This window comes from Bacteroidota bacterium (assembly GCA_017303905.1).
Lineage (GTDB): Bacteria > Bacteroidota > Bacteroidia > B-17B0 > Aurantibacillaceae > JAHEYG01.
On record JAFLBH010000002.1, the window covers coordinates 683,895 to 706,562 of the forward strand.

Here is a 22,668-nt window from a genome sequence, read left to right on the forward strand (position 1 = left end):
GTGATAGGTTTTATGTAACTAAGATATAAAAAAGCAAGTAAAATCAAAACTTCACTTCACAGCCGGGTAACATGGCGCGAATTTCTTCGATATATTCCTTACTCATGGGATTGCCGCGTAAATCAAGCAAGGCTAAATTCTCCATCTGACTAATGGAAGAAGGGAGTTTGGTAAGCTGATTATTTCTTAACGAAATAACTCTCAATTTCTTTGCTTTATATATGGTAACAGGAATTGAAGTAATCGGATTATTTTCTAAAATTAAAATTTCCAGGTTTGGTAAACGCTCAAAATGCCCGGATACAAAGTGTGTATTTGTTTTAGCCAGGTATAAAAACTTGAGCGATTGTACGCGGAAAATTTGACGCGGAAAACTATCCATGATACAATTCTCCACTTGAAAATCTTCGAGGTATTTTAAATACTTTAAAGTTTCAGGAAGCTTTAAGGTGTCTTCTGTATCGGTGAATTTAATGGTTTTGAGTTTTGAATTATAAGCGATACTTGCAGGGATGCTATCCATTTTAGTATGACTTAATTCTAAATGATACAGATTCACTAATTTTTTAAAATCGGCCGGTAATGCGGTAAAGGGATTATTATAACTGGCGAAATAAATTAAGTTGTATAAATCTCCGATATTCTTCGGAAAATCAGTCACCATGTTTCCGCTAAGCTTTAGTACTTGCAAATCTTTAAGCGTACTTAGTTTTTCGTAGGATTTTGGATCAAGCGTTTTGTAACTCAAATCCATTTTATACACACCGGCATTAATCTTGAGGGCTTCTTTCAAATCTGTATAAACACGACTTCCAAGCGGACCGTATTTATCGAATTCATTTTGTCCGAATGATAAAAAATTAACTGCGAAGAAAATTAATATAAAAATAAATCTGACCATTTTTGCATTACTAAAATAGGCTTTTTACCTGCAAATCAGACTTAAAGAAAAAAAACAATTAAATGTTTTATTAACAAAAGCTTTAATGATAGTTATTGAAAATCTTCCAGCTTAGCTCGTAAGATTTTAATAATTCAGAAGTATTCAGGTTTAACTGGATACCTTTTTTATTGGTAAAGGCTTCTAAATCTTCAGTGGCCATATTGCCGGTTAAATCATCTTTCGCCATCGGACAACCACCGAAGCCATGAATGGCTACATCAAAACTCTGACAACCGTTGTTGTAGGCAGCTTCAATTTTTTCGATGGCCGTGTCGCGTGTTGAATGTAAATGCGCACCAATTTGTACGCCTTTAAATTCAGGAATGATATTTGAGAACAAGTAATTAATAGAATCAGGCGTAGAACAACCAATCGTATCAGATAATGCAATTATTTTTATGCCCATATCCGCCATTTTCTTTGTCCATTTAATCACGATATCAGAATTCCAATCATCACCATAAGGATTTCCGAAAGCCATGGAAATATAAACCACCAATTGCTTGTTGTGTTTCAAACATAGATTTTGAATTTCTTCAACGCGTAATAATGATTCGGCTATAGAAGAATTGGTATTACGTTGCTGGAATGTTTCTGAAACGGAAAAAGGGAAGCCCAAATAGGTAATTTCATCATACATTGCAGCGTCTTGCGCACCGCGGGCATTGGCAATAATGGCTAATAATTTTGATTTGGTTGAACTCAAATCCAAACGTTTTAAAACTTCCGCTGTATCCTGCATTTGCGGAATAGCCTTTGGAGAAACGAAACTTCCAAAATCAATCGTATCAAATCCAACTTTTAAAAGCTGATTAATGTATTCGGCTTTTAATTCAGTTGGAATCATTGTTTTGATACCTTGCATGGCATCACGCGGACATTCTGTAATTTTCATGTGTAGTGTTTTTTTATTGTCACATGTTATTCGCCATAAACTCTTATACCCATAAGAAATTTACGGCTCATTTCATTTCAATATATTTTTCTCAATAAGAGCTTTATTAATTTCTTTTATCAATGCCGGACCTTCATAGATAAATCCGGTATAAAGCTGAATCAAATCGGCTCCGGCCTGAATTTTCTCGATGGCATCTTCCGCTGTGTGAATTCCTCCCACCCCAATCACAGGAAATGCATTATTTGATTTTTGCTTCAGGTAACGAATTACCTCCGTGCTGCGTTTTGTTAAAGGCTTTCCGCTAAGTCCGCCTGCACCAATCTTTTCAATTTCTTCCTTACTAACGGTTAGTCCGGCGCGGCTAATCGTTGTATTCGTTGCAATAACACCGGCAATTTGGGTGGTTTTTACAATTTCAATAATATCATCAAGCTGACTATCGGTTAAATCAGGAGCAATTTTTAATAATATTGGTTTGGGATTACTTTTCTTGCGATTTAGATCTTGCAGTGTATTTAATAATTTGGTTAGAGGCTCCTTCTCTTGCAAATCGCGCAAATTAGGCGTATTCGGAGAACTTACATTCACCACAAAATAATCCACCACATCAAACAACGCATTAAAATTAATCACGTAATCATTTACCGCTTCTTCATTAGGTGTGATTTTATTTTTACCAATGTTACCACCTATTAATACACTTTTATCCCAACGTTTTTTTAAACGCAAAGCTGCCGGCTCCACTCCTTCATTATTAAAACCCATACGGTTAATGATAGCCTCATCCTGAATAATTCGGAACAAACGGGGTTTATCATTACCCGGTTGTGGCTTAGGGGTTAAGGTCCCGATCTCAATAAAACCGAAGCCAAGATTCCCCAGTTCGTTAAAAAGTTTAGCGTCCTTGTCCAAACCCGCTGCTAACCCAACAGGATTAGTAAAGCGTAATCCGAACACCTCCCTTACCAAGGCAGGATGCGAATAAGAATACATCTTATTCATAATGAATGGCATACCAGGAATAATGGAAGCTCTTTTGATTAGAGAAAAAGTAAAATAATGGGCTTTTTCGGGGTCTAAAGTAAAGAGATAGCGTTTTAAAAGTTTGTACATAATGGTAGGGTAAAATTAGGCAATGTGCGGCAAAGTTGGAAGGGCGGCACTCAAAGTTGAAAAATTTAGCGTTTTTTAAGGTTTTTTGTGTTTCAATTCAAAATACTTATATCTTTGCGCTCAAATTAAAACTAAAACAAAACCACAACAATGAAAAAAGTATTATCAATCGTAGCTGTTGCCGCTTTATCTGCTGCTTTCGTAGCTTGCGGCCCATCTAAAGAAGAAATCGAAGCAAAAGAAAAAGCTAAAGCTGATTCAATTGCTGCTGTAGAAAAAGCAAAAGCTGATTCAATCGCTGCTGCTGAAGCTGCTGCTGCTGCTGAAGCTGAAGCTAAAGCTAAAGCTGCTGCTGACTCTGCTCGTGTAGCTGATTCAATTGCTGCTGCTGCTAACGCAAAAGGTGGTAAAAAATAATTTTAACCACACAAGCATTAAAAAACCCTGCAGTTTGTGCGGGGTTTTTTATTTTACATCATGCTACAATGGCTGGAAAATAATTTAACTTCTTGCTTTTTCAAAAGCCACTTCGGTATTGATTGTCCGGGTTGCGGCATGCAACGTGCTTTCATAGCCCTCTTAAAAGGAAATCTATCCGAATCTATACACTACCACCCCGCTCTTATCCCTTTTATGCTCACAGTAGCCATTGTTTTAATTCAGATTAAAATAAAACATCCTAAAGGCGGATTATTGGCACTTTGGCTCTTTATTATCACCTCGGCAATTACGGTGATTAATTATACACTAAAATTTATTTGATTAAAAAGCCTTTTTAATGTTTTCAATATCTTTTGTGAAATTGAAAACTTCCCTCAACTTCAATTTTGTATTTATGGCAAATCCTATCAAAAGTGCCAGCGACGAAATGCCATAACTGCAATTGGCAACAAAAGCAGCCCCTTTCACACCATATAGTTTAATTAAAAAAGGAGCCAAAGCCAAGGTAATGGCAAAGCCACAGAAATTACAAAAAGCAATGAACTTTAGTTTACCAAGTCCGCTAAAATAATGACTAATGATGGTTGAGAAACTAATAAACAAGATACCGGGAGCTATCCAGAGCATGACGCCTTTAATCGGACTAAAATCTTTTCCCAAGAGATAGGTAAATAATTCATTGGGCAGAAAATAAACAACTACAACAGCCAAGGTACTTAAAAGCAAACTGGCCTTAGCGAGTGTTAAAGTAATGCTGCGGTTAAAATCAGTGTCACCTGTATTGGAAATTTTAGATAACACAATGGGAGAAATTCCTGTGGCAATAATCCAAACCGATTCGATTAATGAGGAAGCTGCCGAATATAAACCAACCAGCGCGCTTGTGCTAAAAAAATATAAACTAAATCGGTTCGCCAATAAATGAAACCAGCCGGCTAACTGACAGAAAAAACCGTTTTCAAGGATGGATTTCAAATTAAATTCGTTTTTGGAGTCGGGAAGTTTCACCAGTTTAAGTACCGAAATAAAGGAGATGATAAAGGCTACGGAGAAAGAAATATATAAAGGCCAAACGTAAGCTTTAAATGTGTAATCTTTTTTTATGATGGTGAAGTAAAGTATGCCTAGTAATAAAAGTAAAGGCTGCAGTACACTTAGAAAATTATAAGTTTTCACCTTTTCACGAGCTAAAAGGTTGACCATATTAAATGTGTTTAAAATGATTAATAACGAAAGGAGATACATATCAATTTCGAATCCCTTAATTTCCTTACCCATTAAAAAGAAAGCCAAATTGGACAAACTGGTGGTGATGAAAGTCCAGATGATGCCATTTATAAATATTCGTTTGAGGTTGAACTTAGGAACAAAATAAACCAGGGAGTATCCGGTATAGATTTCGTTAATGATTTGAATATTGGCAATGTTTAATACAAATAGGCTTATTTCTCCGCGGGTATTAACGCCCAGATACTTAGCCGAAAGGATAAGGATTAAAAAATTTATGACAGCTACAAATCCCTTAGAAAAAAGAGTTTGCAGGATGTTTTTAATCATAGTGAAGATATTGTATCAAACGAAAATACATCAAAAACGGATTTTTAAATAATATATTTCAGTAAATAAAAAATTTATTACATTTGCTCTCCCAAAACGGTAGATGTAGCTCAGTTGGTTAGAGCATCAGATTGTGGTTCTGAGGGTCGTGGGTTCGAATCCCATCATTTACCCAAACAATTAAACCTTGCAGAAATGCAAGGTTTTCTTTTTGCCATATGTTTTACGTTTATATACTCTTTTCGGAAAGCCATGGAAGATACTACATTGGTCAAACCAATGATCTCACAAACAGACTTTATCGTCATAATTCAGGCATGGAAAAATCCACTTCACCTTTTATTCCTTGGAGAATGATTGGAAGTATTGAAAAAGGAACACGCTCTGAAGCTATGATACTTGAAAAGAAGCTTAAGAACCTAAATACAGAAGATTTGAAAAAGTTTATTTTGAAACATATCGTGGGTCGCGAGGCATAGCTCGCGATGGCGAGTTTACCTCGCCATTCGAATCCCATCATTTACCCAAACAATTAAACCGTGCCTTTGGCACGGTTTTTTTATTTTACAACTGAGCGTTGAAAGCTCCGCTTTCATAAGTGAAGGTGTAAAATAAAAAAAGACCGCACAGCGGAATTTAACTAATTGTCGATAGCCTCGCGTAAGAACTGATTGAGAGGCAACATCGCCTTATAACCATTACCTAAATAAGTGAACACATCTTTTGCATTCAGTTTCTTATCCTCCACATTCGTAAAAGCGATAAAGCTCTTTAATTTCAAGAGGTCAATATGTTTATGTTCTTTATCATATCCCTTCGGAACGGTCTTTAATTTATCTTCCTGATCCAATCCGTTGAAATAAGCCGTATATGCTTTGGACTTGATGATTTTTTCGAGTTTATCCCCATTATAATCTATTTCCTGACGAATCGCTTGTAACATATCGGCCGGTGGCATGTAATTTCCTCCGGCAATAAAAACATTACCCGGTTGCAAATGAAAATAATAACCCGCCTGTAAAGATTTTTTTCCTCCGGGATTTATACTCGCTCCGAAATTAGTTTTGTAGGGTGTTTTGTCTTTACTGAAACGTACATCCTTATAAATTCTAAACACACAATCCTTTGCTTTTAAGTCAGGCGATACAGACTTATCAAATTTTGAAATTATGCCAATGAGTTTTTGTACAAACTCCTCAAATTCCAATTTTGCTTCATTAAAATCTTCCTTATGAGCTTCAAACCAATCGCGGTTATTATTGCTCTTTAACTTTTTTAAAAACTGTAATGATTTATCAAGCATACGTGTTAATCTATTTTCTCGGTAATCTTTCTGAAAAATCTGAATTGCGTTAAAAATTCTTTAGCGACAATCCTAATTAATGTATAAACCGGAATCGCTACTACCATTCCTCCTATTCCGGCTAAGGTTCCGGCCATTAAAATCACTAAAAATATTTCTAACGGATGCGCTTTAACCGTATTGGAAAAAATATAAGGTTGTAGAAACACCGCATCAATAATATTAATACTTAATAACGCGATAATAATTTTAGTGATGGTGGATTGAATTAAATCGTATTGTCCCGCTTCAATACAACCACTCACACCTAAAAACAAGGCTAGCAATAAAGTAATAAACGGACCGATATACGGAATTACATTAAATAGTCCGGCGATAAACCCGATAATCAGCGCGTTTTTAATTCCCAATATCCACATTAACACACCCGCTAATGTTCCCACAATTAAAACATCGATGATGAGTCCCGAAAAATATTTACTGAGCATACGCTTCGACGTTCGCAATATATCTTTCATTTCATCTTCGTAGCGCTGAGGTGTTAACAATAAAAAAGTACGACTTACCGTGTTTTGATCTTTTAAAAGAAAAAAAGTAATGAATAAAACACAAAACAATCCGCCTAGAATGGCTGATGTGTAATCAAAAATATTATTTATGACCAGCGATATTGTATCAAAATTAAATGCTTGATTCAATTGCTCGTTAATCGCAGAATTCAAAGCGCTTCTGTCGCCTAATTTAGCTGTGAGTGCTTGTAAACTTGGAAACTGTTGAATGATTTGATTTACGACATCATAAAAATTTAACTCCGACATAAACTCTATTTGCTGAATTAGCGGAGGAACAATTAAAAAGAAAAACAATCCAAAAACTGAAAAAATGGCCATGAGAGTAATTAATGAAGCCAAACCATCATTCATTGGTTTTCCTTTAATCTTTATCTTCTCGAGGGTGCTCGTTAAAGGATAACCAATTAAAAATAACACCAAAGAAATAACCAGATAAATGAGCACTTTTAAAAATAACCAGGACGCTAATGCCACGATGGCAATAATAGTTATTGGCAATATATATTTTTTTATATTCATTTATCTAAAACAAATGTAGTAAAAGTTTAACTTTATGCTGTCATGCCATTTCGCAGGTTTAACATAACTTTTCATTTATTTCTACTCAGCGTGTTTCTGCTGGCATTTTGCTGTAGTACACCAAAACAATCTTATCAGAGTAAAGAAAACATTTACCAGAAGAGCAATCAATCTTTAAACGCACGTTTTTTAGTTTATCATCTCAACGACTCTGTCAGCGAATTGATTTTTAACATCCCAAATGAGAATCTTGTATACAAACGTCCGGACACTACTTTAGCATTTTACGCCTCTTGTCGTGTAAAATACGCTCTGTACTCCGATAATGGCAATAAAACCGTTGCCGATAGTGGAAGTCTTGTGTTTTTCGACCGACAAGGCACTGATGTTTTTGCCAAAGACATTAGCGGCAGCTTATTCATGAAAGCAAAACAAGGAAATCTGACTTGTGAAGTTGCTGTGTATGATTTGAACAAACGCTCAAAAAGCGCTTATTCCGTACGAATAGAGAAGGAAAATGTTTATTCCCGTCAGAATTTTTTGGTTAGAAAAAATAATGGCAATGTATTGTTCAGTTATTATGTTAATCCCGGTGATACACTTGTTTTGCAAAGCCAACGCAATAAGAGCGTGAATCTTGTTGTTGATTATTTTCAGCGCGATTTTGCTTTGCCATTACCTCCGTTTACGGCAGGGCAAAGAGAAGTTTTCCAATATAAACCGGATAGTTTTTATACCATAAGCCGCACCCAGAACGATTTTAAATTAGTTGTGCCACCACAAGGTTTTATTCATTTAATCACAGAACCGGAAAGTAAAACCGGCATTAGCATTTTTGCTTCGGATCCTGTTTTTCCGGGAATAAAAAACGCCGATGACATGATAAAATGTACACGCTATATCATGGCCAAAAAAGAATTTGAAGATTGTGCAAACGCCGCGAACAAGAAAAACGCGATTGATGAATTTTGGCTCGAATTGGGCGGCAGTCAGGAAAGAGCGAAAACACTGCTTAAACGCTATTACGCCCGCGTTACAGAAGCAAATAAACTTTTTACTTCGTATTTGCCGGGATGGAAAACCGATCGCGGCATGATTTATATTGTATTTGGAGCACCCAACAATATGTACAAATTTAATGGTGGCGAAACCTGGGTTTACGGGGAAGAAACTCAAAGTTATGCCGTACGATTTCATTTCAAAAAAATAATTAATCCCTTTAGCGACAACGATTATGTGATGGAGCGAAACGAATATTATAAAGAAGCCTGGTATCGAGCTGTTGACTATTGGCGACAAGGTCACATTTACATTGATAACTAGATTTTTAGATTTTTTATCATTTCCGGGTTTGCTTTTAACCGATTAAACTTTAACTTTATCAAACTAAATTTTTTCTCATGAAGAACTTTTTGCTTTTCGTATTATCATTTGCAACATTAGGTTTAGTTGCACAGGCTTCAAAAAACAAAGCTATGACCATCGCTCCTACTTTTGGTCCGGGTTATTACATTAGCCTTAAAGGCGATACCGTTAAAGGTGAAGTACGCAATAATATGGAGAATGAATCGGATTACGCGGAATCGTTTTTCTTTCGTAAAGCAGCCAATAGCAAACCAATGCCTTTAAATTCAAAAAAAGCTAAGGGATATGGTGTAGACGATAAGCATTATTCAAGTCTTAAAATGGACGATAAAGATGTTTATATTAAATATTTGGAGCAGGGTCGTTTGAATTTGTTTGAATACTCTTACATGACTAAAGATGGAGTTAAAGCCGTTTACCTAATTGTAGATTCACGCGCTACCGAAGAAGATAAAACAGGAACGCATTTCATGATTCAGTTAGACGAAAAACAATTTAAAAAACAATTGAAGCCTTATTTCAAAGATCAACCAATGCTTTTAGAGCAAGTTGATAAATGGTTTCTGAAAATTGATGAAATACGTAAAGTCGTTAAGGAATTTAACGGAATGTATCCTTAAAACATTTTTAAAAATCCGTCGATTTGACGGTTAATCACTGCTTTAGTCTCCTCATTATTCGGAGTTCCTCCCGCAAATATTTTATCTATTTGAGAAATTGGTAATTTATTGTGATAAACATACATTTTCAGGTAATTGAGTACACCCGTTAAATGATCCATTCCCCGTAAATTTCCTGCTCTTCCTCCGGCAACACCGGTAACACACGCAAATTTATTATCCCAATGTGAAGGGTGAACTGTATCCAAAAACAACTTCATGATACCCGGATAACTTCCATTATACTCCGGAATCACAAATACAAATCCCTGTGAAGGTGTAATATACTCGCTAATCAGTGCTTGAAGCTTAGGATTTTCTTTGTTAAAATAATCTGAAATGGTGATTACATTTTCTAATTCCTTAAGCGAAAGCACCTTAACATCAACTCCTTTTGATTGCAACAAGTTGTGATAGTAATTTCCAACTTTCTCGGTATAAGAATTCCTTCGGTTTGTGCCGCAAATTATGGTGATTTTCTTCATCAGTTTTTATTAACAGTGAGTCTAAAAACTAGGCTGTATTGTTAAAAAATAAGCCCTGCTCCGCTCCCTTATTAGTTTAACTTTACACAAATATCAGATTTTTATTTCATTTATGAACATTACGTACTATGGCCACTCGTGTTTTGGTGTTGAAGTTAAAGGCAAACACTTGCTTTTCGACCCTTTTATCAGTCCTAACGAGTTGGCTAAGAACATCAACGTAAATACCGTTAAAGCCGATTATATTCTCATAAGCCACGGACACGAAGACCATATTGCGGATGCTGTTTCGATTGCCAAACGTACCAACGCAAAAGTGATTTGTAACTGGGAGATTTATGTGTGGTTAAACAAACAGGGAGTTGAGAACATTCACCCTATGAATATCGGCGGAAAAATTAAACTGGATTTTGGGAATGTAAAATGTGTAAACGCGGTGCATAGCAGCAGCTTGCCGGATGGTTCCAATGGTGGTAATCCAATGGGATTTGTGGTTGAAAGCAATGAAGGGAACTTTTATTACGCAGGTGATACCGCTCTTACCTACGATATGAAACTGATTGGCGATTACAGAAAAATTAATTTCGCGTTTTTACCAATTGGCGACAATTTCACCATGGGTGTAGATAATGCCATCATTGCCTGCGATTTCATTAATTGCAAAGACATCATCGGTATGCATTACGACACTTTCGGATTTATAAAAATCAATCAGGAAGAAGCTTTACAGAAATTTAATCATAACGGAAAAAAATTAACCTTACTGAAAATAGGAGAAACAATACAAAAATAGTTTATAGTTTTTGGTTTATAGCAACGCAAACTATAAACTATCAACTCTAAACCACAAACTTTATACTATGGGAAAAATAATAGCAATAGCAAATCAAAAAGGCGGAGTAGGAAAAACCACAACTGCCATTAATCTTGCGGCCAGCTTAGCTGTACTCGAGTACAAAACTTTATTGGTAGATGCCGATCCTCAATCCAACGCTACTTCGGGTGTAGGCATAGATCCTAAAAATGTAAACGCAGGTTTATACGAGTGCATCATCGATAGCATGCATCCAAAAGATGTGATTATGAAAACAGATACGCCAAATCTGTTTCTATTGCCTACCAACGCCGATTTAGTAGGTGTTGAATTGGAACTCGTGAACTTAAGCAACCGCGAGTACATGATGAAAAAGGCTTTGGAAAAAATCAAAGACAAATACGATTTCATTATCATCGATTGCTGTCCATCACTCGGACTAACGGTTATCAACTCGCTCTCAGCGGCCGATAGCGTTATCATTCCGGTGCAGTGCGAATATTTTGCGTTGGAAGGAATGGGTAAATTATTACAAACCATTAAGATTGTTCAAACACACTTAAATCCTAATTTGGACATTGAAGGTGTGTTGTTAACTATGTACGACGGACGTTTACGTTTAGCTAACCAAGTGGTGGAAGAAGTAAAAACACATTTCCAAAACATGGTGTTCAATACACTCATCATGCGTAACACCAAATTAGCGGAAGCGCCAAGCTTCGGAAAAACAATCATTATGCACGATGCGATTGGTAAAGGCTCTGTGAGTTATTTGAACTTAGCCCGTGAAATTTTACAACGTAATGGCTTAACAAAAATCAGCGACGAAGACAGAACCATCGGCTTCGAAGCAACTAATTTACCTGAGACAGAATTAAGTGAAGACATTTAATTAGTTCGGAGTTGAGAGTTCGGAGAGGATTCCATTCTACGAACTACAAACTACGAACTACAAACTAATTACCATGAGCAACAATAAAAAACCGGCATTAGGAAGAGGATTAAGCGCATTATTGGAAAATGCCAAAACCGATATTACTACCAAACAAGTTGGAGAAAATGCCCCTATCGTTGGTTCGGTATCGATGATTAAAATTAAAAACATCGAAACAAATCCGTTTCAACCGCGTACTAATTTTGAAGAATTGGCTTTACAAGAGCTTTCTGATTCCATTAAACAACATGGCATCATTCAGCCTTTAACTTTACGTAAGTTAGGTTACGACCGTTACCAGTTAATTTCCGGTGAGCGTCGTTTCCGTGCTTCACAAATGGCAGGCTTAACCGAAGTGCCGGCTTATATCCGCGTGGCGGATGATCAAGCGATGTTGGAAATGGCACTCGTTGAAAACATTCAGCGCGAAGATTTAGATCCGATTGAAGTAGCACTTTCTTACAAACGTTTGATTGATGAATGTAATTTAACGCAGGAAGCATTAAGTGAGAAAGTAGGCAAGCAACGTTCAACCGTAACCAACTTTTTACGTTTATTAAAATTACCTGCGCCAATTCAAAAATCATTGCGCGACCGTGAAATCACCATGGGTCATGCGAAAGCTCTCATCAACATTGATAACGAAGACCGTCAGCTCGCTATTTTTGCTTTAGCCTTAGAACAAGAGTTATCGGTTCGTCAGATTGAAGATATCGCACGCGGTGAAAAAATTAAATTCACACCAAAAGTTACACGCGTTGAAAAACCATTGAGCTTAGAAGATAAAGACATAGAGAAGAAACTACAAAAGCTTTTCAATAAGTCGTTTAAGTACAAGCGCAACAGCAAGGGTGGCGGAAGCTTAACGTTAAACTTCAGCAACGACCACGAACTGGAAAACATTTTATCTTATTTCGGAATTGAGTGATATTAGTCACACATCCAAATATTTTAATTGTATAATTTTGTATCTGCAAAATACATTCACAAATCATAACTCTTAATTTATCATTTAAATTATGCCTAAAGGAATTTACAAAGTGCCAACTCCGGTTAACGAACCGGTAAAGCAATATGCATCAGGAAGTCCGGAAAGAAAAGAATTGCAAGCCATGCTTAAAACCATGCGCAGCAAACAAATCGAAATTCCGATGTACATTGGCGGAAAAGAAGTAAAAAGCAATAACAAAGTTCGCATTGCTCCTCCGCACGATCACAAACACACCTTAGGTTATTTTTATAAAAGTGATAAAAAACACATTGAACAAGCCATCACAGCAGCTTTAGCCGCTAAAGAAAAATGGGCTAATTTAAGTTGGGAGCAACGTGCTTCCATTTTCTTAAAAGCCGCCGAATTAATTGCAGGTCCTTACCGTGCCAAATTAAACGCAGCCACCATGCTTGGTCAAAGTAAAAACGCCTTTCAGGCGGAGATTGACAGTGCTTGTGAAATCATCGATTTCCTTCGCTTCAACGTAAGTTACATGACGGAGATTTACGCGGAGCAACCCATTTCTTCACCCGGAGTATGGAATCGCTTAGAATGGCGTCCGCTCGAAGGATTCATTTACGCTTTAACACCATTCAACTTTACTGCCATTGCAGGAAATCTTCCAACCAGTTGCGCCATGATGGGCAACGTGGTAGTTTGGAAACCAAGTAATACACAAGTATACAGTGCCAATGTATTAATGGAAGTTTTCAAAAAAGCAGGCGTACCGGATGGCGTTATTAATTTAATTTACCCTAGCGGACCGGATGCAGCGGATGTGATTTTTAATCACAAAGATTTTGCAGGTATACATTTTACAGGAAGCACCGAAGTTTTCCAAAGCATTTGGCAAACCATTGGAAATAATATTCACAAATACCGCTCTTATCCACGTATTGTGGGCGAAACAGGCGGAAAAGATTTCATCATGGCGCATAAATCGGCGGATGCAAAAGAAGTAGCCGTTGCTTTAACTCGCGGTGCTTTCGAATATCAAGGACAAAAATGTTCGGCGGCATCACGCGCTTACATTCCTTCCAATTTATGGGAAGACGTAAAGAAATACATGGTAGCCGATTTAAAATCCATGAAAATGGGTGGTACCGAAGATTTCACCAATTTTATCAATGCGGTGATTGACGAAAAAAGCTTTGATAAATTATCTAAATACATTTCAGACGCGAAAAAAGATAAAAATGTAGAAGTTGTATTCGGCGGTAAATGTGATAAGAGCAAAGGTTATTTCATTCAGCCTACAGTTCTGAAAGCGAAAAATCCGAAATACATTACCATGTGCGAAGAATTATTCGGACCGGTATTAACCGTTTACGTTTACAACGAAAACAGATATAAAGAAACATTAGAATTAGTTGATTCAACTTCCATTTACGCATTAACAGGCTCTATTATTGCCAACGACCGTTATGCAATTGAATTAGCAACCAAAACATTACAAAACAGTGCGGGTAACTTCTACATTAATGATAAATGTACAGGCGCTGTAGTTGGACAACAACCATTTGGTGGAGCGCGCGGTAGCGGAACTAACGATAAAGCCGGCGCGAAAATCAATTTATTACGTTGGGTAAGTCCGAGAACAATTAAAGAAACATTTGTTCCACCGGTAGATTACCGTTATCCGTTTTTACAAGCTGATTAAAATTAAAAAGAGCCTCTGAATTTCAGGAGGCTCTTTTATTTATGAAGAAATTTATTCTATATATCATTTTCAGCTTAACATTAAGTGTAAGTGCTCAGATTAACTCTGACAGCATTAATTCTATTATTGACACTTGTAAAACCACCAAAGGAAAACTTAACGCCTTATACGACGCTACCAAAAATGTATTATTAAAAAACACTGATTACGAATACATCGAAAATAAAATTGCCTCTATCGTCAACAAAGAAAACACAGCCATCAGCAGAGCGCAAGGCTTTTATTATTTGGGTTACATTTATTACAAGCAAGAAAAACTAAATGAAGCCATCGGTCATTTTTTCAAAGCCCTTCCGATTGCCGAACAAGAAAAAAATCAGAAGTTAAGCGCGCTTATACATAACCGATTGGGGAATGCCTACAAAGATTTAAAAAATAAAGACTTCGCCAAGAAACATTATCGTCACGCGCTCGATGCCTACCATGCCGTGGGATTAGAAGAAGACGTGAGTGAGATGTGCAATTTGCTTGGCACCATGTACAAAAACGAAAACGTACTCGACTCTGCCCTGCTCTATCACAAAAAAGCATTGGAAATTCGTTTAAACTTAGGCGACAAAAAATTACTTGCCTCTACTTATAACAACTTAGGATTGGTTTATAAGAAAAAGAAAGATTACGATTTAGCATTAAACTATTTAAAACTCGCCTTAAACATTCGTAAAGAGATCAAAGACAAAAAAGGAACCGCGGGCGCTTCTATTAACATTGGAAATGTATTGATCGGATTAAAAAAGAACGCCGAAGCCTTACAATACATAAAAGAAGGGACTGAATTAGCCTATAGCATTGGTGCCGGCGATTTTTATAAAAACGGATTAGAAGGCTTGAGTGATTGCTATTATAATTTAGGCGATTATAAACTCTCCGCGCAGTATCGTTTGCGTTATGTAGGCGTAAACGACTCTTTGTCCACCCAAGAAATCAACAAACAAATATCTGAACTGTCAGCACAGTACGAGAGCGGAAAAAAAGACGCGGAGTTACTATTGCAGGAAGAAAAACTAAAAACACAGCAAAGCGAAATCAAAAAACAAAGATTATTTATTTTAAGTGTTGTAGTGGTTTTACTCCTTGTTATTTTACTCATCTTCTTTGTATATCGCAGTTACCGCATCAACAAAAAGAACGCCATTGATTTAGCGCGTAAAAACATCATCATTGAACAAAAAAACAAAGAAATCACCGACAGTATTAACTATGCCCGTCGCATACAAGCCAGTTTATTACCGGCCGAAAGCATCATTAAAAAATACCTGAACGATTATTTTATTTTGTATCGTCCGAAAGACATTGTGAGTGGCGACTTCTTTTGGTTTTATCCGCATCCGCTAAAACAAAACTGTTTCTTATTAGCAGTGGCCGATTGCACCGGACATGGCGTACCCGGTGCGTTTATGAGTTTAATTGGAAAAGAAAAACTGGATAAAGCAGTTGCTGAAAGCGATTCACCTGCTAAAATTTTAAACTATCTGAATTTATTTGTAAAAGCATCCTTGCAACAAGACAGCAATCAAGTAGCGCGTGATGGCATGGACATTGCTCTCATTCAAATGCAACTTCATAACAATGGCGCTACCGTAAAATATGCAGGTGCGAACCGTCCGTTGTGGATTATCAGAAAAGGCATTCGCGAAATAGAAGAAACCAAAGCCACCAAACATGCCATTGCCGGTTTTACAGAAGACGAACAGCAATTTGAAGAACACACGTTGGAACTTCAAACAGGCGATTCACTTTATTTGTTTACCGACGGTTATGCCGATCAATTTGGCGGAGAGCTCGCTAAAAAATTAACCTCCAAATCACTCAAAAAACTTTTACTGGCGCAGCAACATCACAACATGAATGAACAACGTCAGTACTACACAGAGTTTATCGACAAATGGATGAGCGACCAGGAACAAGTAGACGACATCCTTCTCTTAGGCATCAAAATCTAAGCAAATTTCACTACCTTTATGTAAAAGCAAAACATGCGTGGCTTAAAGCTACATATTATCATTTTACTATACGCTGTTATACAAGTTCAGGCAGGCGCGCAAAGTTTAACTGCCTTCAAGCAAAACAAAAAATGGGGTTTCAAAAAAGGCGAAAGTATAGTCATAGAACCGCAGTATGATTCCACGTATGGATTTGATCAAAGCGGACAAATAGCCTTAGTAGGAAACATAAATCTGAACAAGAAAAGCATCAATCCGCTCACCAAAGAAATAAAATACGAGTGGAACTTCTTTTACATCACTCACAAAAACGAAAAAATTTACGTCAAAAAATCTGAGACCGATTCAACATCTGATATAACGGTTAGCAAACAAACCCCACAACTTTACCTGCACGACAAAAACGCCTTTGCTGCCACCATTAATGGCAAAAAATATTTAGTCAGTAAAAAAGGAAAAAGCATTTTAAATATAGCTTACGACAACATTAATTTCACCAAAGTTCCGGGATTTTACAGTGTAGAAACCAAAGACCCGAAAAACGGACAAACATTAGTAGGCATAGTAAATGACAAAGGCGAGTATGTGATACAGCAGCAATATTCCAAAATCAGCATCAATACCTACGACTCCGTCATTTATTGTTGCACCGCCGGCATTAAATTTAACGGCAGCGACGATGCTTATAATTATAAAGGAACAAAAATTCACACCAGTGCCAAGCACATTCATGCCATGGGTAAAAACTTTGCCATTTACCGTTTATTTGAATCGGAGAACGCCTATGTATCGCATGATTTAAGCACTGGTAAAGAAAAAACGTTAAAAGTTGAATGGTTATATTACTTAAAGAACGATCGTTTAGTAATTTTGGATGATGATTGGTTCTTTTACGATTTAAAAACAGACAAGCGTTTTCCTATAGACGGAAGACTCGTTAAATATTATAAACTCGATGAATAAAATTAAAGTAGCCATAAACGGCTTTGGTCGTATAGGCCGTTGTTTTTTCAGGATCGCCAATAACGTACCTGAATTTGAAATTGTAGCCATCAACGATTTAACCGATGCCAAAACACTCGCGCATTTATTAAAATACGACAGTGTGCACCGCGCCTTTTTAGGCGAAGTGAGTTACGACGAGCACCACCTCATTGTAAACGGTAAAAAAATTAAAATCACCGCCGAGAAAGATCCAAAAAACTTACCATGGAAAGCCTTGGGCGTTGACTTTGTAATGGAAAGCACCGGACATTTTTTAGATAAGAAAAGCGCGCAACTGCATTTAGATGCGGGCGCAAAAAAAGTTATTCTATCGGCTCCCGCCAAAGACGACGACATAAAAACAGTAGTGCTTGGTGTAAACGATCATTTGTTAACCAAAGACGATGTCATTATTTCCAACGCGTCGTGCACCACTAACTGTGCTGCGCCCATGTTAAAAGTGTTAGAGCAATTCACCATTGAAGAAGCCTATATCAGCACCGTGCATTCTTATACCGGCGATCAACGTATACACGACGCGCCGCACAAAGATTTAAGAAGAGCCAGAGCAGCCGCCATGAGTATCATTCCCACATCAACAGGCGCAGCCAAAGCCATCACCAAAATATTTCCGCATTTAGAAGGAAAAATTGGAGGATGTGGTATGCGTGTACCTGTGCCCGATGGCTCCTTAACTGATATTACCTGTGTACTCACAAAAATTCCGACTGTAAAAGAAATAAATGCAGCCTATAAAAAAGCAGCAGAGACTGATTTAAAAGGCATTTTGCAATACACCGAAGATCCTATTGTATCCGTTGATGTAATTGGCAATCCTTATAGTGCCGTGTTTGATGCAGATTTTACAAGTATCGTTGGAAATTTGGTGAAGATAATTGGGTGGTACGATAATGAATGGGGATACAGTAACAGGCTCGTTGATTTGATTATTAAAATGAACAATTTGAAATAACAGCCATTGCCGGGCGCTAAAAATGTGCACTGCACATTTTCTTTACGCTGGCAAGGTACGATAATGAATGGGGATACAGTAACAGGCTCGTTGATTTGATTATTAAAATGAACAATTTGAAATAACAGCCACAATCAAATAAAAAACTAAAGCCATCGTAACAACGGTGGTTTTTTTTTGGCGGGCGGCCGGGCTGTCGCTACTCGCCGTGGTTATGCTAAAGCATAATTCGTACCTCATTAGCTTTAGCACCACGGGCTCAAACACGCCTGCCCGACTACCATTGAACAAACATTCCATTACAAATTCAATTTCTTCACCCCAAAAAATTAATGTAGGTCAGGCGGGCCTGCCCGTATCTCTCCGTAGCGAACAAATTGTACACATCGTGCTACGTTTTATAGCAACAACATTCATTTTCATTTTCTAATTTTACATTTATTACTGCAGGATGTTTTCTGAAGGTGATCCGGCGGCGCTGATTAAGAAGGGTGTTTTTTAAAATTTATTTTTACAAAAAATGAAAGAAGTAACATTAAGTAAGATGTTGCATCGCGATAAGGCGTGCGTAAAAATTGTTTTTGAGCGGGATGAAAATCTGAATATTCTCATTAAAGAAATTCCCGGGGTCCGGTGGAGTAAGACACACATGTGTTGGTATGTGGTACATTATGAAAAATCAATAAGCGATTTATTTAAACATCTAAAAGGCCGTGCCTATTTAAACTACCGAGACTTAAAAGAAAACCCGTTAGTGGATGAGGTATTATTCATTAAAAATCCGCCTGCGGAAAAACATTCAAAAACGATTTTGCACAACGAAATAAGTTCAGAAACTTCCGTAAAAATAAAACTCTTCAAACAATGGATGCGTTCGCGGCGTTACAGCGACAATACTATCCTTACTTATTGTGATGCCCTTTTAATTTTCTTACGCTATTACAGAGACAAAAGTATTTACGAAATAAGTAATGAGGATTTGATTTTATTTAATAACGACTATATTTTACACAATAAACTATCTTCATCATTTCAGAATCAAATCATCAATGCGATAAAATTATTTTTCAGTACCATAGAGAATAAGAAATTAAATCCGGAATTAATTCATCGTCCGAAACGCCCCAAAGCTTTACCCAATGTATTAAGTAAAGAAGAAGTCAAAATGATATTAGAAGCGCACGGCAACATTAAACACAAAGCCATGCTTTCTCTGATTTACAGTTGCGGATTGCGCCGGAACGAGTTATTGAATTTGCGTTTAAAAGACATTGACTCTAAAAGAGGATTAGTAATTGTGCGGCAAGGTAAAGGACGCAAAGACAGAATAGCTCCTCTCTCTCCAAAAGTATTGGATTTGTTGCGCGAATATTTCAAGGCCTATAAACCGAAAGAATGGTTGTTTGAAGGGCAAGGCGGCAAAGGTCAATATGACGAACGGAGCCTCGCCCTTGTACTAAAACAAGCACTAATTAAAAGCAACATCAATAAACCGGTAAGTTTACATTGGCTGCGTCATAGTTTTGCCACCCATTTATTGGAGAACGGTACCGATTTGCGTTATATACAGGAAATATTAGGACATAGCAGCAGTAAAACTACTGAAATATATACACACGTAAGTAATAAGAGCATTCAAAAAATTGTTTCGCCATTTGATACTTTATAAGGGCGTCGCAAGATGCGACACCTTGAAGGATTGTAAAAGCAGAACTCAATATCAAAATAGAAAGATATATCTAAGGTGTCACAAAATGTGATACCTTAAAATTGAAAGATATTCAAAATACAATTAGAATATATGAAAGAGAAGAAAGATGGAATATTACCGGATGAAGTAGTATTAAACAAAATTTATTTACTGAGGGAAGAAAAAATAATGCTTGACAAAGATCTTGCCATATTATATAATGTTAAGCCCTTTCGTATGCGTGAACAGGTGAAGCGTAATGCTATTCGGTTTCCGGAACACTTCATGTTTCAGCTGACTAATGTAGAGACAGAAATCATGGTATCGCAAAATGCGATACCATCCGTTAAGCATCTGGGTGGCCATTTACCTTATGCGTTTACCGAACATGGCGTATTAATGCTAGCTAACGTGTTAAAGAGTGAACGAGCTATCAATGTAAGTATTCAAATCATTGAATTATTTGTAAAATTGCGTAAGTTCAATATTAGTTATGAGGAATTGCGTCGTGACATGGAAAGAATCAAAGAAAAGGTGAGCAATCAGGATAAGAATATTGAGCTTGTATTTAGTTATATTGATGAGTTAACTCAGAAGAAGGAAAAAAGAAAGCCAAAAAGACGTATAGGATTTAAATAGGATATAAAATTGAGAAAAAATGACTAAATTAGCATTAACGATAGGGCAGGTAAACTACCCCAAGCCTACCAAATACGTCGGCTTAGAGAAGTAAAAATTCCCCTATAAACAAGTTAGTGGCAAGCTTGACAGAAATTAATGAGCAAAGAAATATCTTCTAAAATTATTGGTCAATTAAGACAAAGCGACCAATTTGAGGACTGGTGGACAAGCTCACCAATTGCAATTCCATTTTTAGACAACGAAAAGTTCCCAATTACTTTCATGGACTTTCAGCCTGACCATGATGCAACCTTTATTCACGAAGCGGACAAAGCTTTGAAATATTTTTTAGAATTAGATTTAAATTATAAAAAAGAGATTTCAAGTTATGTATACAAAAATTATCAAGACTTTGTTGGTGTTGCGAACGACAGTGGGTTTTCCGTAGTTCAAATCAACAACCGTGACGATATTTGGCAAAATATAGACATAACTGAAATATATGTTACTCGCCGACCATACAACGACAAAGACATTTATATTGTTCTTTCAGGCGGTTGCACATGGGAAGAAGAGCATGGCATACAATTAGTATTCAGACAAGGTAAAAAATTAACAAGGGTTAGCGACAACGACGGACATTTAACTGAGGCGGATGCATATGGCAAACCTGACAACGAAGACGAGTTACTATCACAATTTTAAAGCCAGCCACTAACACCACATTTACGCTATGCGGGCGGACACGGGTTATCGCTTCAGCCGCAAAGCCTGCTACGCAGACAGAATATTTGTTGCGGCTTTCGCTAAAAAACATTTATCTTTAAATATAGTTTTTCGGGTATAGACAGTTGACGGCAATAAACCGCACAGCGTAAATCCGGGGAACGTTATAACTAAGCCGCCGGGACAGGCAGACTAAAAAAATGGACGACGCCAAAGACATAGCAGCTCGTGTAGAAAGAAAGCTCAACGAGCAGACATCTGAATTCAACGTGCTTCGTGACAGAATTTTGGCAGTAATAGGTTTTACTCTTGCTTTACTGACTTTAATTTTTTCTTCGCTCGAAAAACTTAGTCAGACAATCAATCTAATTCTTGCTGTTCCCATATTGTTTAGCCTTATCTTTCTTGCAATTCTTATTTATGCGCTAATAACAAACCCGATCAGCAGAGGCATGGACACGGTATTAATCAAAGAACTCATTGAAGATGAAAACAAGACAGAAAACGATTTTTTTCTTCACGACATTTCATACAACCTCGACTCCTTTAAAGACAACGCACCAAAACTCGAAAGACTAAGAAGTCGATTAAATTGGGCATTGGTAATTCAGGCATTTGTTGCAATCTTTTTCGGACTTTGTACATATTTTAATAACATATAAAATGGCTAAACAATCAAAAGGTAAATCGTCGACAAACTCAACAAAGAGTACTTCTAGTAAATTGCCGACAGTTAACAAGTCTCGCGTTGAAAAATTCAGCAAAGGCGGACAAGTTGGCAAGAAGAAGAAATAATTTTTCTTTCTCTTAAATATTAAATAAGGTGACTATGTGCAAGCGGACATAGACAGAAAAACTATGTGCGGCGGCCAAGTTATAACAGCACCTACTTGCAATTTTTTGCGGGTTAGCGCTCAAATGCGTAACTTGACATAGCAAAAAACTGCAAGTAGCTGCAAAACGTTATAGGTAATTGGGCGGACAAAATTGATAACGAATGGCATTCAGACTAATCTTCATACTTAAACTCACCTTACTTCTTTCTACAAATTTATTTGGACAATCATGCAAGGATATTGCTTACGATAGTATAAAAGTTAAAGGACAAATTATAAAATACAAATTATTTAAAAGTGGTTCGCACTTTGACCAAAACAAAAATAAAATCTATGACGGTGAAATTGTACTACCAAATTTTACAATCGACTCTGACAAATCTCAACTTGAAGACATTCTTAATCGAATCGGAATAAAACACAAAATAAAAGAGTTCACCGCATTTGAAGACTGTGATGCCTTGAATATTTATCATTCTTCTTTAGGGATTAACAAAGGTGCGACTAGAGGACGTATAGGCACTTTTAAGCTTGACTGGTAGACTAATTGACAAAACGTATCGACCTTTATGTCGCCCAAC

Annotated in this window: 24 protein-coding genes and 1 tRNA gene; 18 read left to right on the forward strand and 7 right to left on the reverse strand. The window is 37.0% G+C overall.

Going from position 1 to position 22,668, the window contains the following annotated elements:
* Positions 1-43: 43 nt before the first annotated feature.
* The 3 genes from J0L69_10655 to J0L69_10665 form a co-directional block, all read right to left on the reverse strand.
* On the reverse strand, positions 44-901 hold the full coding sequence (locus tag J0L69_10655; protein MBN8693648.1) for a hypothetical protein: 858 nt from the start codon (positions 899-901) through the stop codon (positions 44-46).
* A gap of 82 nt (positions 902-983) precedes the next feature.
* Positions 984-1,838 carry a hydroxymethylglutaryl-CoA lyase gene (locus tag J0L69_10660; protein ID MBN8693649.1) on the reverse strand — a complete coding sequence of 285 codons (855 nt, stop codon included), beginning with the start codon at positions 1,836-1,838 and terminating at the stop codon, positions 984-986.
* 72 nt (positions 1,839-1,910) lie between these two features.
* A complete protein-coding gene (locus J0L69_10665) occupies positions 1,911-2,954 on the reverse strand; it encodes a quinone-dependent dihydroorotate dehydrogenase (protein ID MBN8693650.1) in 1,044 nt (347 codons plus the stop codon).
* Positions 2,955-3,104: 150 nt separating this feature from the next.
* On the opposite strand from J0L69_10665, the gene J0L69_10670 reads away from it, so the two are divergent.
* Complete coding sequence (locus J0L69_10670; protein ID MBN8693651.1) at positions 3,105-3,371, forward strand: hypothetical protein; 267 nt, start codon at positions 3,105-3,107, stop codon at positions 3,369-3,371.
* 60 nt (positions 3,372-3,431) lie between these two features.
* A complete protein-coding gene (locus tag J0L69_10675; GenBank protein ID MBN8693652.1) occupies positions 3,432-3,716 on the forward strand; it encodes a DUF2752 domain-containing protein in 285 nt (94 codons plus the stop codon).
* Here the strand turns inward: J0L69_10675 and J0L69_10680 are convergent, their stop codons facing one another.
* Entirely contained in the window at positions 3,717-4,952 is a 1,236-nt protein-coding gene (locus tag J0L69_10680) for a polysaccharide biosynthesis C-terminal domain-containing protein (protein ID MBN8693653.1), read from the reverse strand.
* Positions 4,953-5,051: 99 nt separating this feature from the next.
* On the opposite strand from J0L69_10680, the gene J0L69_10685 reads away from it, so the two are divergent.
* Together J0L69_10685 and J0L69_10690 are read left to right on the forward strand one after the other, a co-directional pair.
* A tRNA-His gene (locus J0L69_10685) sits at positions 5,052-5,125 on the forward strand.
* 45 nt (positions 5,126-5,170) lie between these two features.
* Positions 5,171-5,431, forward strand: coding sequence for a GIY-YIG nuclease family protein (locus J0L69_10690; GenBank protein MBN8693654.1), 261 nt, complete (start codon positions 5,171-5,173; stop codon positions 5,429-5,431).
* Positions 5,432-5,592: 161 nt separating this feature from the next.
* Here the strand turns inward: J0L69_10690 and J0L69_10695 are convergent, their stop codons facing one another.
* Positions 5,593-6,255, reverse strand: coding sequence for a DUF2461 domain-containing protein (locus J0L69_10695; protein MBN8693655.1), 663 nt, complete (start codon positions 6,253-6,255; stop codon positions 5,593-5,595).
* A gap of 5 nt (positions 6,256-6,260) precedes the next feature.
* Positions 6,261-7,346 carry an AI-2E family transporter gene (locus tag J0L69_10700; GenBank protein ID MBN8693656.1) on the reverse strand — a complete coding sequence of 362 codons (1,086 nt, stop codon included), beginning with the start codon at positions 7,344-7,346 and terminating at the stop codon, positions 6,261-6,263.
* Between the two features lie 90 nt (positions 7,347-7,436).
* Here J0L69_10700 and J0L69_10705 point away from each other — a divergent pair, with 90 nt between their 5' ends.
* Positions 7,437-8,669: a GWxTD domain-containing protein gene (locus tag J0L69_10705; GenBank protein MBN8693657.1), complete on the forward strand. Its 1,233-nt coding sequence runs from the start codon at positions 7,437-7,439 to the stop codon at positions 8,667-8,669.
* A gap of 77 nt (positions 8,670-8,746) precedes the next feature.
* On the forward strand, positions 8,747-9,331 hold the full coding sequence (locus tag J0L69_10710) for a hypothetical protein (GenBank protein MBN8693658.1): 585 nt from the start codon (positions 8,747-8,749) through the stop codon (positions 9,329-9,331).
* Here J0L69_10710 and J0L69_10715 read toward each other — a convergent pair.
* Complete coding sequence (locus J0L69_10715; GenBank protein ID MBN8693659.1) at positions 9,328-9,855, reverse strand: NAD(P)H-dependent oxidoreductase; 528 nt, start codon at positions 9,853-9,855, stop codon at positions 9,328-9,330. The two genes, J0L69_10710 and J0L69_10715, sit on opposite strands and share 4 nt — an antisense overlap.
* A gap of 112 nt (positions 9,856-9,967) precedes the next feature.
* Between J0L69_10715 and J0L69_10720 the strand changes: the two genes are divergently transcribed.
* The 12 genes from J0L69_10720 (at position 9,968) to J0L69_10775 (ending at position 22,629) form a co-directional block, all read left to right on the forward strand.
* The gene (locus tag J0L69_10720; protein MBN8693660.1) at positions 9,968-10,648 is read left to right on the forward strand and encodes a metal-dependent hydrolase; all 681 of its coding nucleotides are present in this window, start codon (positions 9,968-9,970) and stop codon (positions 10,646-10,648) included.
* A 67-nt stretch (positions 10,649-10,715) separates the two neighbouring features.
* Positions 10,716-11,561: a ParA family protein gene (locus J0L69_10725; protein ID MBN8693661.1), complete on the forward strand. Its 846-nt coding sequence runs from the start codon at positions 10,716-10,718 to the stop codon at positions 11,559-11,561.
* 73 nt (positions 11,562-11,634) lie between these two features.
* A complete protein-coding gene (locus tag J0L69_10730; GenBank protein MBN8693662.1) occupies positions 11,635-12,531 on the forward strand; it encodes a ParB/RepB/Spo0J family partition protein in 897 nt (298 codons plus the stop codon).
* A 91-nt stretch (positions 12,532-12,622) separates the two neighbouring features.
* Positions 12,623-14,254: an L-glutamate gamma-semialdehyde dehydrogenase gene (gene pruA / locus J0L69_10735; protein MBN8693663.1), complete on the forward strand. Its 1,632-nt coding sequence runs from the start codon at positions 12,623-12,625 to the stop codon at positions 14,252-14,254.
* 41 nt (positions 14,255-14,295) lie between these two features.
* A complete protein-coding gene (locus tag J0L69_10740; GenBank protein MBN8693664.1) occupies positions 14,296-16,257 on the forward strand; it encodes a tetratricopeptide repeat protein in 1,962 nt (653 codons plus the stop codon).
* 33 nt (positions 16,258-16,290) lie between these two features.
* Positions 16,291-17,220 (forward strand): hypothetical protein, encoded by a 930-nt coding sequence (locus J0L69_10745; GenBank protein MBN8693665.1) that lies wholly within the window; start codon positions 16,291-16,293, stop codon positions 17,218-17,220.
* Positions 17,213-18,214, forward strand: coding sequence for a type I glyceraldehyde-3-phosphate dehydrogenase (gene gap / locus J0L69_10750; protein MBN8693666.1), 1,002 nt, complete (start codon positions 17,213-17,215; stop codon positions 18,212-18,214). Before J0L69_10745 ends, gap begins: the two co-directional genes overlap by 8 nt.
* 649 nt (positions 18,215-18,863) lie before the next feature.
* The gene (locus tag J0L69_10755) at positions 18,864-19,883 is read left to right on the forward strand and encodes a site-specific integrase (protein ID MBN8693667.1); all 1,020 of its coding nucleotides are present in this window, start codon (positions 18,864-18,866) and stop codon (positions 19,881-19,883) included.
* Positions 19,884-20,015: 132 nt separating this feature from the next.
* On the forward strand, positions 20,016-20,543 hold the full coding sequence (locus tag J0L69_10760; GenBank protein MBN8693668.1) for an ORF6N domain-containing protein: 528 nt from the start codon (positions 20,016-20,018) through the stop codon (positions 20,541-20,543).
* Positions 20,544-20,681: 138 nt separating this feature from the next.
* The gene (locus tag J0L69_10765; protein MBN8693669.1) at positions 20,682-21,230 is read left to right on the forward strand and encodes a hypothetical protein; all 549 of its coding nucleotides are present in this window, start codon (positions 20,682-20,684) and stop codon (positions 21,228-21,230) included.
* 221 nt (positions 21,231-21,451) lie between these two features.
* Positions 21,452-21,913 (forward strand): hypothetical protein, encoded by a 462-nt coding sequence (locus J0L69_10770; protein ID MBN8693670.1) that lies wholly within the window; start codon positions 21,452-21,454, stop codon positions 21,911-21,913.
* 335 nt (positions 21,914-22,248) lie between these two features.
* Positions 22,249-22,629, forward strand: coding sequence for a hypothetical protein (locus J0L69_10775; GenBank protein ID MBN8693671.1), 381 nt, complete (start codon positions 22,249-22,251; stop codon positions 22,627-22,629).
* Positions 22,630-22,668: the final 39 nt, after the last annotated feature.

Excerpts from the sequence above, each read along its gene's own strand:
- J0L69_10775 (MBN8693671.1), top strand. The coding sequence starts at position 22,249 with ATGGCATTCAGACTAATCTTCATACTTAAACTCACCTTACTTCTTTCT.
- J0L69_10745 (MBN8693665.1), top strand. The coding sequence starts at position 16,291 with ATGCGTGGCTTAAAGCTACATATTATCATTTTACTATACGCTGTTATA.
- J0L69_10740 (MBN8693664.1), top strand. The coding sequence starts at position 14,296 with ATGAAGAAATTTATTCTATATATCATTTTCAGCTTAACATTAAGTGTA.
- J0L69_10760 (MBN8693668.1), top strand. The coding sequence starts at position 20,016 with ATGAAAGAGAAGAAAGATGGAATATTACCGGATGAAGTAGTATTAAAC.
- pruA (MBN8693663.1), top strand. The coding sequence starts at position 12,623 with ATGCCTAAAGGAATTTACAAAGTGCCAACTCCGGTTAACGAACCGGTA.
- J0L69_10765 (MBN8693669.1), top strand. The coding sequence starts at position 20,682 with ATGAGCAAAGAAATATCTTCTAAAATTATTGGTCAATTAAGACAAAGC.
- J0L69_10675 (MBN8693652.1), top strand. The coding sequence starts at position 3,432 with ATGCTACAATGGCTGGAAAATAATTTAACTTCTTGCTTTTTCAAAAGC.
- J0L69_10670 (MBN8693651.1), top strand. The coding sequence starts at position 3,105 with ATGAAAAAAGTATTATCAATCGTAGCTGTTGCCGCTTTATCTGCTGCT.
- J0L69_10700 (MBN8693656.1), bottom strand. The coding sequence starts at position 7,346 with ATGAATATAAAAAAATATATATTGCCAATAACTATTATTGCCATCGTG.
- J0L69_10715 (MBN8693659.1), bottom strand. The coding sequence starts at position 9,855 with ATGAAGAAAATCACCATAATTTGCGGCACAAACCGAAGGAATTCTTAT.
- J0L69_10665 (MBN8693650.1), bottom strand. The coding sequence starts at position 2,954 with ATGTACAAACTTTTAAAACGCTATCTCTTTACTTTAGACCCCGAAAAA.
- J0L69_10655 (MBN8693648.1), bottom strand. The coding sequence starts at position 901 with ATGGTCAGATTTATTTTTATATTAATTTTCTTCGCAGTTAATTTTTTA.
- J0L69_10660 (MBN8693649.1), bottom strand. The coding sequence starts at position 1,838 with ATGAAAATTACAGAATGTCCGCGTGATGCCATGCAAGGTATCAAAACA.
- J0L69_10770 (MBN8693670.1), top strand. The coding sequence starts at position 21,452 with ATGGACGACGCCAAAGACATAGCAGCTCGTGTAGAAAGAAAGCTCAAC.
- gap (MBN8693666.1), top strand. The coding sequence starts at position 17,213 with ATGAATAAAATTAAAGTAGCCATAAACGGCTTTGGTCGTATAGGCCGT.
- J0L69_10680 (MBN8693653.1), bottom strand. The coding sequence starts at position 4,952 with ATGATTAAAAACATCCTGCAAACTCTTTTTTCTAAGGGATTTGTAGCT.
- J0L69_10710 (MBN8693658.1), top strand. The coding sequence starts at position 8,747 with ATGAAGAACTTTTTGCTTTTCGTATTATCATTTGCAACATTAGGTTTA.
- J0L69_10730 (MBN8693662.1), top strand. The coding sequence starts at position 11,635 with ATGAGCAACAATAAAAAACCGGCATTAGGAAGAGGATTAAGCGCATTA.
- J0L69_10725 (MBN8693661.1), top strand. The coding sequence starts at position 10,716 with ATGGGAAAAATAATAGCAATAGCAAATCAAAAAGGCGGAGTAGGAAAA.
- J0L69_10720 (MBN8693660.1), top strand. The coding sequence starts at position 9,968 with ATGAACATTACGTACTATGGCCACTCGTGTTTTGGTGTTGAAGTTAAA.
- J0L69_10690 (MBN8693654.1), top strand. The coding sequence starts at position 5,171 with ATGTTTTACGTTTATATACTCTTTTCGGAAAGCCATGGAAGATACTAC.
- J0L69_10695 (MBN8693655.1), bottom strand. The coding sequence starts at position 6,255 with ATGCTTGATAAATCATTACAGTTTTTAAAAAAGTTAAAGAGCAATAAT.
- J0L69_10755 (MBN8693667.1), top strand. The coding sequence starts at position 18,864 with ATGTGTTGGTATGTGGTACATTATGAAAAATCAATAAGCGATTTATTT.